This is a genomic window from Nostoc sp. (genome assembly GCF_036919675.1).
Taxonomy (GTDB): Bacteria; Cyanobacteriota; Cyanobacteriia; order Cyanobacteriales; family Nostocaceae; genus Nostoc.
The window spans coordinates 107703-124119 of the sequence record NZ_JBALCP010000030.1 but is presented as its reverse complement, the minus strand read 5'-3'; the positions used below and the strand labels follow the sequence as shown (position 1 = coordinate 124119).

Genomic DNA, 16417 nt, shown 5'->3' with positions numbered 1-16417 from the left:
AGGTGAGGAATGATCTTAATCCGAGTCCGAGGCATCACTGTACACCAATTTTACTTCCATTAAATAATACTATCTATTGCAACTTGGTATTAGAGGTCTTTTGATTCGATTGATGTCACCCGTCGAACTCACGTTAATCAGCATTCAGGTTGCAAATTAAAATAGGAGTCAGAATAGGTATGCTGACTCCTGACTTTCTTATTTAAGAAGAACACACATAAACCACGTCTTCTTTATAGAAATTTGCTTGCAGGTAGCAGTTTAGCGGAGAAAGCTACTAACCAACCACAACAATATAAAGGTCACTACAGTAGAGAACTGATTCGTTCCCAGACTGATAAATGATATTTGTGGTAAGAGCCAGCTAGCAACTAGTCCCCCAGCGATTAAGCCAATTATTAAACTGACCAGGGTGAACAAAACTGCTCGGCCAAATTTACCTTCCTTGCGATTGAGAAAGTAAATACTGGTGCCTACCCCAACCACCAAAGCTAACTGCAAAACCTGATCGCCTCCCTCTGGGTAAAACACACTAATAGAACTCAAACCAAGAAACCAAGCTCCTGGTAAGAGTATATCCGCAGGCGTTGGCTGATCCAGCATTCGTTGCAGCCATGCAGGTGACTGCTCACGAGGGGTTGGACTTTCTTTAGGAGGCGATTGCACTCGCAACTCTGGAAACCGGATACGTTCAGGGACTTTGATTTTACCTTCCTGGCGCATCCGTAAGCGATCCATTAAAATCGCATCGTAAGCTGCTTCAATTACTTCTAAATGCTTGGCATCGCCATTATGCTGCTCGAATAGGCGATTACGAGCATCCTGAATTTCATCGAAGCTAGCCTCTTCTGATACCCCAAGTTTTTCGTAGGGATTTTGATCGCTCATGGGAGTTTGTTACTTCAGCCTTAGTCAGCGGCAGTCTTTTGTCGAAGAAAAAACGGCTTTAGGTTTTGTTTTAATCGAAACTAAAGTCTCGACCTATTTTGTGTCCTACCAGGATAGTAGCACGGGTTAGTTTGATTGACTTTGTAATTTCTAATTATAGTCACTTTAACATATCGCTATAACTCCGTGTATACCCTCATGTCGTTGCCCAGTTCTGGCTCTAATCTAGAATTTGAACGGAGAGTACCTAAAACACATAGTTTTTATGAAAAAATCAACTTTACTCTTTCAGATTTGGCAACTTACTGTGCCCTAATAGAGTTTTTTTAATTATACTGAATAATCGCTTGTGGTATATATCCACAATATCGATTTAAAATTGAAACGTTTTAAGTTACCACCTAACTGGGATCAAGAAGGTGTCTTGGTGTCAAGAACTGTTGCGGCTAAAGTTCAGAGCGCCATACTGTGACTAACACAAGTTTCGCGTTCTCATCGCCCACAATCCTGATTAGAGTATTTATTTTTGAATGATCAGGATTATAATGCCGTAGCCATGTAGATTCTTACTTAGTCCGAAAGTGGCAACTGCGTTTTTACGCAACTCTCTTGTTAATCTTACGTATATTTGTGCAAAGTAATGGTCATGGCTCCTGCCAAGATTCTTGTAGTTGACGACGACCCTGCGGTTCGGAATTTAATCCAACGCTTTTTGATTAAGCAGAACTATCAGGTAGAGGCTGCCGAAGATGGAAAGACAGCCTTATCTCTCTTTGAGCAATTTAACCCGGATTTGGTAATTCTGGATGTTAATTTACCAGATGTAACTGGGTTTAACCTCTGCCAAGAGATGCAAAGTCGTAATGGTGTTTTTGTTCTGATGTTGACTAGCCGTGCTGACGAAGCTGACAAAATTCGCGGCTTTTCTAAAGGTGCTGACGACTATCTCACCAAGCCTTTTGGACTAGGAGAGCTAGAAGTCAGAGTCGGAGCTATTTTGAGGCGTCAACGAGTGATAACTAATGCCGAGCAGAAACGCTTGGTATTTGAAAAACTGATGATTGATCCGGTGCGACGAGAAGTGGCACTTAATAACCAACCAGTACCCTTAACTGCTCTGGAATTTGACTTGTTGCATTTTTTAGCCAGTCATCCAGGTCGAGTTTGGCGGCGTGCAGAATTAATCCAAGAGGTGTGGGACTATGAATATGTCGGCGACCAGCGGGTTGTAGATGTACATATCGGCCAAATTCGCAAAAAGATTGAAATTGATGCTAGTCAGCCAGCATTAATTCAAACTGTACGTGGTGTAGGGTATAAGTTTGAATCTCCTCCTCACCCCCAGCACTTGGAAGCCAAGTCCTGAGTTTATAGTCTAGAGTTTTTTAACTCTTGACTGTTGACTCTTGGGGGAGAAATTAGTGAATTTCTTTGACTTTAGTAAAAGACAAATTTAGACAATCAAAATAAGTAGATATTCCTCAAATACAGACCAGTCCGTTATTTGAGATATTTCTTTATCTGTTTAAGACAGTGGACAGGTGAGAGAGTCCACTGGAAAATATTTCTTTGCATTTGACCGTTTTGGTAGATATAACGGTGCTTAGGTTGGAGTCCGTAGGGGCGCATACCTATCATACGTGTCAACTTAAGCCCAAACCCGTTTAAAACCTTGTTTCCAGCCAGAGGCTGGAAATGCTCTTCAATTGCGGCTCTGCCGCGAGTAAGGGAGGCGGAGCCTCACATCAGGCATTCCCAGTCTCCGACTGGGAACGAGACAATCTCTAAAAGCTTGTTCTAGGCAGACTTTCATCTTAAGTTGACACCAATGATAGCTATGCGCCCCTACGAACGTGTTTGTATCCAAAAGAAAACCGTTAGATAATAAGTACTAACGGTTAGCTAATATACTCAAGTCTTGCCTCAATTCTAAATCTTGCGCTATTACCAATTAGTTTTAGCAATAGGAGAAACTATTGGAACCTTTTTAAGGATCAGAATCTACTGATCTTTTTTGTTGTAATATTACCCCGATATGCTTGATCGCTATTGGGTCAAAATCTCATTGATGGGGCACGGTTTGCGTGCCTTTATTAGGGCATGAGCCAGAATAACGCCCTTTATACCAGTACCTATGGGGTGTCTAGTAGATTAGCGGTTGCAGGTGAATCGATACTGAGTATTTCTACTGGTGAGTGGTGAAACAAAGTTTCCAGATAGACTCGGGCAGCACGGCGATCGCTATCTCCATTTTGGAGTAAAAATAATGATAACGCCGCCGTCAATACCCTGTTTTCATCCCAATCGGGATGGGTTTCTAAGTAGTTTTTTAAGGATTCGTGGAGTGTCTCGGGAATTTCTGTAAAGATGCTAACCGTTGCTTTCATGAGATTTTCCTCCTATGAGGACAATCAAGAGGGACAAGTTGCTTGCGGTGAAACGGCCTAAAGCTACCTCACACGCTCTTTCGCTAGCCCGACAATCTGCGCCTACATCTGGTGGTAATATATTTTACACATTTGATCCCAACGGTTGAACGGACTACAAAAGCAAGCCGAATCATTGTGCGCTAAGAGGGGGTGGGTTTGTCAATGCTGCGAAATGTTAAAAACGATTGTATAAAAAATAAATACGAACGGAATAGTCAGCTTTAGAGCCGATTTTTTGTTACTTTACTTTACAAAAACTCAGTCCTTGAAGTTCCTTGCCACACTTAATTAATAATCCCCAGCAAGACGGCAAGAAGCCTATTAGCTCGTAGAGTACCTGTGGAAAACTGCTAAAATCCCTGTGGAAACCCTGTGGAATGAGTCAGGAAAATTGCCGCAAATGATAAGAATTACCAAAATGTCACAAAACTATGACATTTAAGCTCATGAAATTAACTTCTCAATCTCAGCTATCATCGTGGCTGCCCTCGATACATCCCCAGATATGGATTTTCGCAATTGGTAGATTCCTCTCGGAAGTCGGCACTGGGTTTACCCTGTTTTACGCCCCGATATTTTTTGTCAATCAAGTTGGTTTATCTGCAACCAGTGTCGGGGTAGCCTTGGGTAGCGCCTCGATTTCCGGCATTGTCGGGCGGATTGTAGGTGGTTCCTTGGCTGATTCTGGAGAATGGGGACGCCGCCGCACTTTATTGCTAGCGACGGCGATTTCAGCCATTGGTTCTTTAGTTTTAGCTGCAACCAGTAATTTTACTATTTTGGTAATTGGTAGCTTGATTAGCGGTTTAGGGATAGGTTTTTATTGGCCGGCGGCTGAAGCTGTTGTTGCTGACGCCAGCCAGATTGACAATCGCCGGGAAACTTTTGCGATCGCCCGACTAGCAGATAATCTTGGGTTAGCTATCGGAATTGTGCTTGCTGGGTTTTTAATCGCGATAATTGGCAGTTATCGCTGGCTATTTGTCATTGATGCCATCTCTTTTATGGTATTTTTTGGGGTTGTCTATGTGGGAATTAATCAAACAGAACAACAGCAGATGGGGGAATCTGAAAAGACACAATATTTTGCTTCTTGGATGACAGTATTAAGCGATCGCCGCTTTCTTGTCTACATAGCAGTTAATATATTCTTCACAATCTATATTTCTCAAATCCATAGCACCCTCCCGCTTTACTTCAAAAACTTTGTGATCAAAAGTACTACCGAAGGATTTGCTCAAACTACGATTAGCATTTTATTTGCTTGGCATCTGGTGCTAGCGATCATTTGTCAATTGCCTGTTACTAGTGCCTTAAAACGCTGTTCTCATACACTTGCACTTACTGTGTCTGCTATTTTGTGGGCAATTGGTTTTGGCCTGATTTGGGTAAGCGGTACTGCCCCATCTCATAATCTGGTTTGGGTAGCATTGGCATTGGGAGTATTTGCTGTTGCCATTGTTTCTTATACCCCATCTGCTGCCTCTTTAGTTACTGAGTTAGCCCCTGAAAATCAACGCGGCGTTTATTTCTCCATCAACGCTGTCTCCTGGGGTGTTGGCTATTTTATTGGTCATCCCTTGGGTGGATGGGCATTAGATCAACCGCGAATTATTACTGATAGTTTCTGGCTAGGCTTTTCTTTGAGTGTGGCGATCGTCGTGGTAATTTTACAGTACTTGAATCGAATTTGGGCTGATTAATCACCAAAATGGTGTTATGCTCACATTTAGCAATTTTCTCAGGAGTGAAATCACAGTGGTCCGTTGATACAACAAACAGGCAAATAATTATAAGTCGCTGCGATCGGGCTAAAAGTCCGATAAATTTTGGTTTTTGTTTGTTGTGATTGTGTCTGGATTTACTATGAATATTCCTTCCTCGGATCTCGAAAGAATTCGTGCTGTCTATCCCAATATCTCTGTTGACCATCTTGACTTTAATCAAGATGGGATGGTTAAGATGTGGTAATTGTTAATCATGAGCTTGTATGTCGCTTTGCCAAAGATGACTGGGGAAAACAGGTACTTTCCCATGAAGTTAAGGTGTTGGAAGTAGTGCAAAAGTATGTTGAACTGCGAGTTCCGCACTTTCAACACCTGGAACAAGGCTTTGCCACCTACAAATTGATTAAAGGTGAACCACTATCCCGTAATACTCTGCTGAAGCTCAGTGAAGCCTCACAAGCGCGTATCATCTCCCAACTAGCTAGATTTCACCAACAATTACACAGCATCCCAAATGAAGTTTTAGTTAATACTGGGGTGTCATCTTCTAGTGCAGAGCGTTCCCGTGAAGATTGGTTGCAGTTGTATGAGCAAGTTCAGGAAACTCTCTTCCCTCACCTGTGGCGTCATCAGCAAACTTGGATACACGAACATTTTGCGCCCGTAATTACAGGTGAACTCGACCTGAGCTATACACCCGTACTTATCGACGGCGACAAGCCAGTGTATCACATTCTATTTGACCCCATCTCAGAGAGCATCAGCGGTCTTATTGATTTTGGCACGGCTGGTTTAGGCGACCCAGCTTGCGATATTGCCGTGCAACTTAGTAATTACGGAGAAAGTATTGTGCGGCGTATGGAAAGCGGCTATCCCATGTTACTGGATGTCATTGATCGGGCGCGTTTCTGGGTGGGGACACTTGAACTTCAGTGGGCTTTAGCTGGGATAAAGTTTAACCATACATCATTGTTGTTGGCACATATTGGTTTGGCCAGAGAGGTTCAACCTGTAGGTACACGCCTAAGTTAACTCGCCATAGTCAATAACAAAAGGCACGCTTATTTAAGTCTGGCAACTGGCAAAGCTAGGGAATCAAGTTTTTTATCTACTTCCTCTGCTCGCTTATTTTACTGTCATTTGCCTACATTCTTTATTGACGACGTTCTTGGAGCTTGCGATACACAGATTTTAAATCAACTTGATGGTGAGCTAAGGCAACCAAAGTATGATAAAGCAAATCAGCTACTTCACCTGCGATCGCATCTGCTTCATCATCCTTAAAGGCCATTACCACCTCAGCGGTTTCCTCACCGATCTTTTTCAAAATTTTGTTATCACCACCTGCTAATAACTTACAGGTATAAGAACTTTCAGTAGGATTGTCGCGGCGATCGCATATTATTTGAAACAATTGCGACAATGTATCTCCTGGTGGTGGGGCAATTTTCCCTTCTATTTGGTGAAAACAACTGCGTTCTCCAGTATGGCAGGCAACATCTCCTAATTGCTCTACTCCTATGAGTACCGCATCACTATCACAGTCATAACGGATACTTTGGACTTTCTGAATATGTCCAGAAGTCGCCCCTTTGTGCCACAATTCTTGCCGGGAACGGCTCCAAAACCAGGTTTCTTCAGTTTCCAAAGTCTTTTGTAACGACTCCTGATTCATCCACGCCATCATCAGAACAGTACCATCCAAATAATCTTGGACAATTGCAGGTACTAGACCGCGTTCATCGTAGCGAATTTCCTCAGTAGGGATGGCGTAATGCAGCGATCGCGAATCGTTAGAAGACATACCAGCTAGTTTGCTCTAATTAGAATAATTCATGGATTCACGATACCATTCTGAATAGGGCAGCTGGCATGTTTTTTTGAATTGAACTATCTTGTCTAGCTTTCAACAAGAGCATTCCGTTCCATAGCAGACTGCATCTTTACAGCACTCAACGCGACTTTGTGAGCTTTTGAGGCTTCGCCATACCAATGGATCGCCGAGTTAAAAGCTGCTCGGTAAAGATCCTGGTATGCTTCAGATAATCGAGTTTGAACATCTAAAGGCAAATCTTTATTCGACTTGTATAACATATTATTATTTTTCTGTTCAGCTAATTTTATAGGATAGAAATTCTAAGCAGTTTTTGACACTATCCTAAGATAGAGCTTTTTATTGCCCACTGTTAGGAGAGAACCTTGGTAAATACCACAATTAAAACAACAAAATCACAAGAAGTCTTTGCCGCTGCTCAAAACCTCATGCCAGGAGGAGTCAGTTCTCCAGTTCGTGCCTTTAAATCTGTAGGCGGACAACCCATCGTTTTTGAGCGTGTTAAAGGCGCATACATTTGGGATGTAGATGGCAACCAATACATAGACTATGTAGGCACCTGGGGGCCAGCTATTTGCGGTCATGCTCATCCAGAAGTAATTGCAGCGTTGCATGAAGCTTTAGAAAAAGGCACAAGTTTCGGTGCTCCCTCAGTACTAGAAAATGTTTTGGCAGAAATGGTCATCAATGCTGTTCCTAGTATCGAAATGGTCAGATTTGTCAACTCTGGAACTGAAGCCTGTATGGGAGTTTTGCGGCTAATGCGGGCTTTCACCAACCGAGACAAAATCATCAAGTTTGAAGGCTGCTACCACGGACACGCCGATACGTTTCTAGTGAAGGCAGGTTCTGGGGTTGCCACACTTGGCTTGCCAGACTCACCAGGAGTTCCTAAATCGGCAACTAGCACCACTCTAACCGCGCCTTTCAATGACCTAGAAGCAGTTAAAGCCTTGTTTGAAGAAAACCGCGACGAGATTGCTGGTGTCATTCTTGAGCCAGTCGTCGGCAATGCTGGGTTTATTGCACCTGATGCTGGCTTCCTAGAAGGATTACGGGAACTGACTCACGAGCATGGAGCCTTATTGGTATTTGACGAGGTGATGACAGGCTTCCGCATTGCTTACGGTGGCGCTCAGGAAAAATTTGGCGTCACTCCCGATTTAACAACCTTGGGTAAGGTGATTGGTGGTGGTTTGCCAGTAGGAGCCTATGGTGGTCGCCGGGATATTATGTCAATGGTTGCGCCCGCTGGTCCTGTATATCAAGCTGGAACTCTTTCAGGTAATCCCCTGGCGATGACTGCTGGCATTAAGACTTTAGAACTGCTGCAAAAGCCTGGTACTTACGAGTATCTTGACCGGATTACTAAAAAGCTAGCAGATGGTTTGCTGCAAATTGCCAAAGAAAATGGTCATGCGGCTTGCAGCGGTCAAATCAGCGCGATGTTCGGTTTATTCTTTACCTCTGGCCCAGTTCATAACTACGAAGATGCGAAAAAGTCTGATACAGCCAAATTCGGACGCTTTCATCGTGGTATGTTAGAGCATGGTGTTTACTTAGCACCCTCTCAGTTTGAAGCTGGGTTTACGTCTTTTGCTCACACCGAAGAGGATATTGATCAGACTTTAGCAGCAGCACGGGATGTAATGTCGAGCCTGTAACCTGTTAAGGAATTTCCAAATAAAAAAGTATGCAGTGACCTCTTGTGGGATGGGCATCTTGCCCATCCCACAAAATGGATGAATTATTGGAAATCGCTTTTTTAAGCGAGTTAGACAAAAATAAGTGTGGGAGATTCTGTGACTCACTCTAAAGCTTTATTTGCAGAACTTTCAGCAGTCAATGGTATTCACTCATCTTGCGCCGTCGGGGATCAAATAAATTTTTTAACGAGTCTGCCCTGTGCCGTCATCACTCAAGTAAGGTCATATCTTCGTCATAATTTCGCAATGGCTTTGTCAATACGGTATGCAATATTAAACCTACATAAGTATATTCATGTTAACAAGGCAGGATTAATTGCCTTTTACAGTTCTTGAAATTCCCCTCATACCCCATAGTCTACAAAAATTAACGCGTAAGAAGGCTCTTACTTTTATGGTAAGGGTTTTGCTTATAAATACTTAGATTATCCGTAGAGTAAGGCATTTTTTCAGAGTCAGGGTTGAAGCTAACTTTAAAAAATATACCAATTATGCTGTAGCTTGCATGGCAAGGCTTACCAGAGGATAAAAAACTGCCAGAAGTATTGTAAAAAAAAAGATGGTTCGACCCTTGAAGGAGCTATGAAGTGGAGGAAAATAAGTCATTTTTTGGTCTGCAAAAAATCTTAATTACGTTGCTTGTCTTGAGTGCTGGTTTGAGTGCTGGCACGATGATGCTTATCAAATCAAGCTCCTCTGAGGCTGAAAGTACAAAGAATATAAATGTAAACAATCTACCAGTCAAGGTTGGAACTCAGCAGCAGATTGAAGAACTAAAAGCGACGATGCTTAACAGTTGGCAGCAATTAGTACAAATAAAGGGTTTCTCCTATGCTGTGCCACAACGCTTTCAAGGAGCAATAGTTGACTCGGCAAAACTTACTCCCGAACAGAAAGTAATTGCTCTCACCTTTGATGATGGGCCATGGCCTGAGAGTACCGCGCAAGTACTGGATATTCTCAAAAAAAATCAGATCAAAGGGACATTTTTCCTCATTGGGCAAAACGTGAAGAATTATCCAGGCTTAGTAAAGCAGGAGATTGCTGAAGGTCACGTAATTGGCAACCATACTTGGCATCATTGGTATCAATTCTTGAATCCACAAGCAGCTGCATATGAAATTGTCCACACAGCAGACCTGATTTATCAAGTGACAGGGATTAAAACAAATTTGTTTCGACCACCAGGGGGAATCATGCACAATGGGGTGGCTGATTACGCTAGAAATAGCAAATATGCCATCATTCTCTGGTCATCTGACTCTGTAGACTACTCACGTCCTGCTGTACCAAAATTAATTAATAATGTATTCAGGAAGGCCAAACCAGGTGGGATTGTGCTGATGCATGATGGTGGTGGTAATCGCTCTAAAACTGTGCAAGCTTTACCAGAAATTATTGCAAACTTTCGGAAACAGGGCTATAGGTTTGTTACTATCCCTGAACTTTTAGAAATGCAAGATAAAGATCAAAGGCTGATTGCAAACAAAAAGTAATTGTTATTTCGATAGAAATCAGTGGCTCTATCAATCGCCACTTGGCAACTAAAAACAAGTTTAATTTTTCTGGCGATTTGTAGGTTTTTTGTCTAAACTCAACTAATAATAAGGTCTACCACTCAGGGAAATCATGAATAAAATTGTCATGTCTTTGCTTTGCGGCTCAAGCTTTTTGGCTTTAACATTACTAACTGTCAATCCAGCTTTTGCTAAGAAGCTTTCTCCTCAAGATTTAGCCAATCCTACCTTAACGCCCACTGACACACAGACTGTTGCTGCACCTATTTCACAAGAATATCCCCAATACCCATCAATACGTGTTAATGAAAGAGTATAAACAGCTTGCCATGCAGATGTTTGGCTGTGCCTGCGCCAGCTGTCAAGCTAGGGCAAGTCAGATGATACTACAAGGTAGTCTGCCTATACCTCAGTGATTTAGATTCGGGACTCAGCCAATTGTAGTCACTTGCTGCTTTGAGGTTTTAACTGGCTAAGAACCTAGCTGAACGATAAACTATTATCTGGTTTCGTTAAAATTCCTTGTGTGGGACTAAAAAACTTACCTTTGAAAGCCTTTTTTAAGGGAAAAGTAGGGGGTATCAAATCTTATCCGAACTATATTCTATATTGCACGAACTTGTAGGCGGGGCTGACTTTTCACGGCATGGAGAAAAACCAACGATAAACCTAACCCCCTAAGCCCTTTCCCTACAAGCAGGGCTGTTTCATTCCCCAAAAACTCTGATTTACAAGCGTCTAAGTCAAAAAATCAGGTGATTAAAAAATCTGATTGGACAATAGAATGGCGATGCCAACGATATAAGATGCTTCTCTACCACAGGCTACGCCAACGCCAACGCACTTAAATTTGCTTGTTGAGACGGTAATTTATCTTTTTGCTACTTCCCTAAATTTCTCGCCGATGCTGTTGACAAAATCCCTACCTTCTCAAATGAAACAGCCCTGCTTCTCTACAAGGTGAGAGGAATGGAAGTGAGGTTTTCTATATCCCGTGAAAAGTTAGGTAGGCGGGGTTATTAATTTAACTCACCTTTCTTACAAAAAAACCGTTCAAAATTAACATCTGAACGGAATTTTTACGTATTAATACTTGATGCTAGCCTAGTTCTGTTACTGGCTGTACTTGTACTTAAAAATTACAAGTCAGGAGGCAAAATCACCTGATCAATTGCGTGGATTACACCGTTAGTGCCTGTGATATCTGCCTGTGTCACTTTAGCATCATTGACAGTTACACCGGTAGCAGGATCAACCTTAACGTTGATTATGCCGCCTTCAAGGCTTTTAACTTCGCCAGACTTTAAATCAGCGGACAATATCTTACCAGGTACTACATGGTAAGTTAAAATCTTCATCAATACTTCTTTGTTACCTGGCTTTAACAATTCTTGCAAGGCATCTGGTGGCAACTTAGCAAAAGCTGCATCAGTGGGTGCAAAAATAGTTAAGTTATCTTTGCCTTGCAAAGCTCCGGTCAATCCTGCTGCTTTCAAAGCCTTGGTTAAGGTCGTAAAAGAAGCGTTTGACTCTGCCAACGCTAACAAGTTTTTGCCTTGATTGTCACTTGCCCCTGGTCCTGGTGGAGTTGGAGTAGGTGTCTCAGTAGATGGTACTTGTGTTGGTGGTGTGGTAGGTTGAGTTTCTGGGATAGTGCGCGGGGTGCGGGGTGTAGGTTCACTAGGTGTAGCGTTACCACCACGGTTATAGGGAGGCTCGTTGAAAATACTTGGTTTGGGATTTGTTACACCACTTGTCTGCGCTACTTGTTTGCGTTTGGTATTGCCTTTCTCTGTTTCGGAAGCAGCCTCAGCAGGTGTGTATTGAGCGTTTACTTGAAGGCGTTGACCCTGGTTATATTGGGCTTCGTTGAAAATACTAGGGTTAGGATTTAGCGCCAATTTCGCATCAGATGGTAAAGTAATAAGAAGGCTGAAACTAGTGAATCCTGCTATGCCTGTCAACGCGGTCAGCAATTTGCTGTAATTCGTCTTCATAAATTTTGTTTGTCTTTTTTGTCTATACATTACATAAAGATTTATAACATTTTGCTATGCACAAAATCTAACTTGAGAGGGAAGTAAGATTTTTCTGCAGGAGAGGTTGTGTTGATTAGGTTAAATATCCAACCTCGACTCACGCTTGACAAGTACTAAATATACTTACCATATATTTCATGTAGATTGAGCAGATTTTCTGCATTACACCAAAAGGAGTTAAAAAGCCTTACTTGGTGTAGCGTAAACTCTAAGAACGTGGAAAAATATCATATTTACAAGTTATGAGTTACAACATCCTCTGAGAAATAGTCTCCTTAAAAGCAAATTTATATACAAAGTTGTACGCAATTTAATAGTTGATTCAAAAATCCGGAACTCTTTATCGGATAAGGCTATAATGTCGAAATTAATCATTGATTACTCAGCAAAAGTAGAGAAATTAAGTACCTAGTACAGCTTGGCTCAAATTCAGTTACCATCTCAATTAACAAGACTTGGGGCAAAATCCCTTGTTAAAGCTAGGCAAACTGACGCCATAGCCATAGTGTACTAGATATTTTAACGTAGGCTAAAAGTGACGGAAATTAAAGTAACTGCTGAAGACTCATACTAATTCTTTGTGAGCTTGTACAGAATATCAAACTATAAAATCTTTGTAGAGCAGGAGTTGTGAGTATGGATCTCCTATGCATCTTCACATGAAATTGGGATCACGACTGAGCGGTTAGGTTGATTTATGTATGCCGAATTAAATTATTTAATTATTTGATGTTTTAATCATTCAGAAAATAATATTTTTTAAATCGATAATCTTGCCAAAAATCAGGTAAATAGTAGTACAAAATTAAATATACATTTAATTTCACCCGCAATCACATAAATAATTTTGCGTAACCACTTATAAGTTCAATCCTAATGTCAAGAAAAATTACTTTAACTAAAGATACAATTACAATTGTAAAGTTAAAAAGTTGACCAGTTACAAGGTATACAATATGCTTGAATTATACCAATGGGAACTCTCTCAATACTCAGAGAAAGTGCGCCTAATTCTAGATTTTAAAGGACTAGATTACCGCAAAATAGAGGTTACACCTGGAATTGGACAAGTAGAACTGTTCCGGCTGACTGGTCAGAAACAAGTCCCAGTATTAAAGGATCGCAATAAATATATTGCGGATTCTACAAAAATAGCTAAGTATTTAGACTTAGAATATCCCGATCGCCCAATAATACCGCAAGATCCCAAAAAACGGGGTTTAACTTTATTAATAGAAGAATGGGCTGATGAGTCCATAGGTATCAAAGGTCGCAAAGCACTATTTGCTGCATTAAGTCAAGATCAAAATTTCCGCAAGTCTTTATTACCAACCTCAACACCAGATATATTTAAAAGTCTGGTTCAAGGAGTACCTAGTGACTTCCTGACACTGTTGGGTGTTGGGGTAGGTTATAGCCCAGATGTAATCCAGTCAGCGATCGCATCCTTAAAACAAGACTTGGAAGCGGTAACGTTATTATTGGCAGATAGTCCTTATTTAACAGGAGATGAGCCGACTTTAGCTGACTTGGCAGTAGCTAGCTTATCAATATTGCTCAAGTTCCCCTCTGGACCCTATCTGGATTTACCAGCTTCTATTAGAGGTAAAGGATTGCCAATCTTTGCAGAGAATATAGATTATCAACCATTCTTCACCTGGCGCGATCGCCTTTATGCCCAATTCCGCAAACCATTAATCATTACCACTCCACCAACGGGAAGCGCGCCAACTTCGATTCAGATTGATTAAGTAATTGGGCATTGGGCATTAGTTATTCCCTCACACTCAGCACTCCAAACTCTGCCAATTTTAGATTTTAGGTCGCACCTTTGGTGCGCTAGAAGCGCAACTTGGATTTTGGTGAAGCAGCGCAGTCTTCCCCCATGAGTGACTGCACCAAGCCGAAGGGATTGAAGAAAAAATCTAAAATCTAAAATTGAATGAGTCCTAATTTATTCGCAACTTTTGCCCTATGCAATTAAAATTCAACATAAGATAGCGCACCACAATCATGTAATTAACTAGATGAATTCGGTACAGCCATTAGGTTCGGTTATTCAAGGTTCTCTAACTGAAGGTTTAGAAGTACGATTGCATCCTGACATTTCTGTGGAAGATATGCGGGTGGGTAAGTTTCTTGTTGTGCAAGGGATGCGATCGCGCTTTTTTTGTATGCTGACAGATGTAGCGTTGGGAGCTGCTAATGCACGAATTATTGCTAATCCGCCCAATTGGGAAGACACTTTTTTACGAGATGTTTTAGCCGGAAGTGGTACATACGGTACTATTAACCTGGCGCCGATGTTGATGTTCACTCCCGAAACTGAAGAATCTTTCTCCCCCACAAATGGCAAATCAGTAAATCCCTTTCTTCCATCGGTGACGGGTTTGGCTTCATTTGTGCCACAAACCAGTACTACTATGGAATTGTTGCCTGTTAAAACTATTCCTAGCCACTTTAGTCAAGTTTACGAAGCAAGTATTGACGATTTTCGCCGGGTATTTGGTTGGGAAGATGACCCCCAAAGGCGCAATTTTTCCATCGGGAAACCTTTGGATATGGATGTGCCAGTTTGCATCGATTTGAATCGCTTTGTGGAACGCAGTAATGGGGTTTTTGGGAAATCTGGTACTGGTAAATCCTTTTTAACACGGCTACTTTTAGCTGGTGTTATCCGTAAAAGTGCGGCAGTAAACTTGATTTTTGATATGCACTCTGAGTATGGCTGGGAAGCCGTTGCAGAAGGTAAGAACGTAAATACTGTTAAGGGTCTAAAGCAACTTTTTCCCAGTCAGGTGGAAGTTTACACCCTCGATCCGGAATCGACAAAGCGTCGGGGTGTGCGTGATGCTCAAGAACTTTATTTGAGCTATGAGCAAATAGAAGTTGAAGATATTAAGTTATGTAGTCGAGATTTAGGACTCTCTGATGCAGCCCTGGATAACGCCAATATTCTATATAGCGAGTTTGGCAAGTCCTGGATTGTCCAGTTGCTGAATATGACTAACGAAGAAATTGAGATGTTCTGCGACGAGAAGCGCGGACACAAAGGCTCGATTATGGCATTGCAGCGCAAACTCTTGCGGATGGATAGTTTGAAGTATATGCGAGCGGTTTGCCCTCAGAATTATATTAGTAAAATTGTGCAATGCCTGGAATCTGGGAAGAATGTTGTGATAGAATTTGGTTCCCAGTCAAATATGCTCTCTTATATGTTGGTGACGAATATGATCACCAGACGGATTCACGAGCATTACGTCAAAAAAGCAGATAAATTCCTGCAAAGCAAAAATCCTTGCGATCGCCCGACGCCATTGATGATTACCATTGAAGAGGCGCATCGTTTCCTTGACCCAGGAGTGGTACAAAGCACGATTTTTGGAACCATCGCCCGTGAACTACGGAAGTATTTTGTCACACTTTTGGTAGTTGATCAACGCCCATCAGGAATAGATAATGAAGTTATGTCCCAGATTGGGACTCGCATTACTGCTTTGCTTAATGATGAAAAAGACATTGACGCAATTTTTACAGGTGTGTCTGGTGGTAGTGGGCTGCGATCGGTGTTGGCAAAGTTAGACTCTAAGCAACAAGCCTTAATTTTGGGTCATGCCGTTCCGATGCCGGTAGTAGTGCGTACCCGTCCTTACGACGCAACTTTTTACGAAGAAATTGGTGAGCCAGCCTGGGAAGAAAAACCTGACGCAGAAGTCTTTGCCGCTGCTGAACTAGCCAAAGCTGACCTGGGATTCTAGATAGTTATTTGCCATTGCTCATTGGTCATTAGTCTTGAGTTATTCTCTTCCAATGCCCAATACTTCTCTACGAGAGGCTGCGCCAACGACGCCGGCTCCATCGAGCGAAGTCGAGATGCTCAGTACAAGTGCTCCAATTCGTAACATCCCTCCATCCTCACAGCCAATTAAGTTCGGTTATCCGGCTACTGTTTGGCAACAGAAGAGGGGTTTTTGGCGTCACTATAGATATAGTAAGTAATTTCAAGGAACTTTAAAATTTATTTTCGCAAACGACTGCTTTTGAATTATAATTAGACGCTTTATCTTAAGATACTTTACTATTCGCCTGATTTATCGTATTATAAAGGTAAGTAAAACTCATACCGACTTCGGATTTTCCAGTTCCTGTCAGTAACTGCCCAAAAGAAGAATTCTCAAAAACGACTAGCGTGCTTATTATAAGAGATTGAAAATTTAGGGGAGGTAGGGGAACCTATCATTGGGGGCTTGCCGTCTTAACAACGGCTGTATCGATTG

12 protein-coding genes and 1 pseudogene are annotated in these 16417 nt (G+C 41.8%); 8 read left to right on the top strand and 5 right to left on the bottom strand.

Features of this window, described 5'->3' with window-relative positions:
* Positions 1-261 precede the first annotated feature (261 nt).
* Positions 262-888 (bottom strand): CPP1-like family protein, encoded by a 627-nt coding sequence (locus tag V7K49_RS04955; protein ID WP_334872045.1) that lies wholly within the window; start codon positions 886-888, stop codon positions 262-264.
* A gap of 646 nt (positions 889-1534) precedes the next feature.
* Between V7K49_RS04955 and V7K49_RS04950 the strand changes: the two genes are divergently transcribed.
* Positions 1535-2254: a response regulator transcription factor gene (locus V7K49_RS04950; protein WP_334872043.1), complete on the top strand. Its 720-nt coding sequence runs from the start codon at positions 1535-1537 to the stop codon at positions 2252-2254.
* Between the two features lie 829 nt (positions 2255-3083).
* Here the strand turns inward: V7K49_RS04950 and V7K49_RS04945 are convergent.
* A pseudogene (locus V7K49_RS04945) lies at positions 3084-3275 on the bottom strand (DUF2811 domain-containing protein); the annotation flags it as partial.
* A gap of 488 nt (positions 3276-3763) precedes the next feature.
* Between V7K49_RS04945 and V7K49_RS04940 the strand changes: the two are divergent.
* Together V7K49_RS04940 and V7K49_RS04935 are read left to right on the top strand one after the other, a co-directional pair.
* Positions 3764-5020 carry an MDR family MFS transporter gene (locus V7K49_RS04940; protein ID WP_335204731.1) on the top strand — a complete coding sequence of 419 codons (1257 nt, stop codon included), beginning with the start codon at positions 3764-3766 and terminating at the stop codon, positions 5018-5020.
* 261 nt (positions 5021-5281) lie between these two features.
* Positions 5282-6076 (top strand): phosphotransferase family protein, encoded by a 795-nt coding sequence (locus V7K49_RS04935; protein WP_335204730.1) that lies wholly within the window; start codon positions 5282-5284, stop codon positions 6074-6076.
* Positions 6077-6197: 121 nt separating this feature from the next.
* On the opposite strand, the gene hisIE is transcribed toward V7K49_RS04935, so the two are convergent.
* Positions 6198-6848 carry a bifunctional phosphoribosyl-AMP cyclohydrolase/phosphoribosyl-ATP diphosphatase HisIE gene (hisIE, locus tag V7K49_RS04930; protein WP_335204729.1) on the bottom strand — a complete coding sequence of 217 codons (651 nt, stop codon included), beginning with the start codon at positions 6846-6848 and terminating at the stop codon, positions 6198-6200.
* A gap of 95 nt (positions 6849-6943) precedes the next feature.
* Positions 6944-7138, bottom strand: a complete 195-nt coding sequence (locus tag V7K49_RS04925) for a ChaB family protein (RefSeq protein WP_273769461.1) — start codon at positions 7136-7138, stop codon at positions 6944-6946.
* Positions 7139-7243: 105 nt separating this feature from the next.
* Here V7K49_RS04925 and hemL point away from each other — a divergent pair, with 105 nt between their 5' ends.
* From hemL to V7K49_RS04910, 3 genes are all read left to right on the top strand, one after another.
* Positions 7244-8542 (top strand): glutamate-1-semialdehyde 2,1-aminomutase, encoded by a 1299-nt coding sequence (gene hemL, locus V7K49_RS04920; RefSeq protein ID WP_334864772.1) that lies wholly within the window; start codon positions 7244-7246, stop codon positions 8540-8542.
* 629 nt (positions 8543-9171) lie between these two features.
* On the top strand, positions 9172-10080 hold the full coding sequence (locus V7K49_RS04915; RefSeq protein WP_334864774.1) for a polysaccharide deacetylase family protein: 909 nt from the start codon (positions 9172-9174) through the stop codon (positions 10078-10080).
* Positions 10081-10213: 133 nt separating this feature from the next.
* A complete protein-coding gene (locus V7K49_RS04910) occupies positions 10214-10420 on the top strand; it encodes a hypothetical protein (RefSeq protein ID WP_335204728.1) in 207 nt (68 codons plus the stop codon).
* A gap of 820 nt (positions 10421-11240) precedes the next feature.
* Here the strand turns inward: V7K49_RS04910 and V7K49_RS04905 are convergent.
* A complete protein-coding gene (locus V7K49_RS04905) occupies positions 11241-12098 on the bottom strand; it encodes a fasciclin domain-containing protein (protein ID WP_335204727.1) in 858 nt (285 codons plus the stop codon).
* Positions 12099-13096: 998 nt separating this feature from the next.
* Here V7K49_RS04905 and V7K49_RS04900 point away from each other — a divergent pair.
* Together V7K49_RS04900 and V7K49_RS04895 are read left to right on the top strand one after the other, a co-directional pair.
* Positions 13097-13891: a glutathione S-transferase family protein gene (locus tag V7K49_RS04900; RefSeq protein ID WP_273769465.1), complete on the top strand. Its 795-nt coding sequence runs from the start codon at positions 13097-13099 to the stop codon at positions 13889-13891.
* Between the two features lie 276 nt (positions 13892-14167).
* Positions 14168-15898, top strand: a complete 1731-nt coding sequence (locus V7K49_RS04895; RefSeq protein WP_335204726.1) for an ATP-binding protein — start codon at positions 14168-14170, stop codon at positions 15896-15898.
* Positions 15899-16417 lie beyond the last annotated feature (519 nt).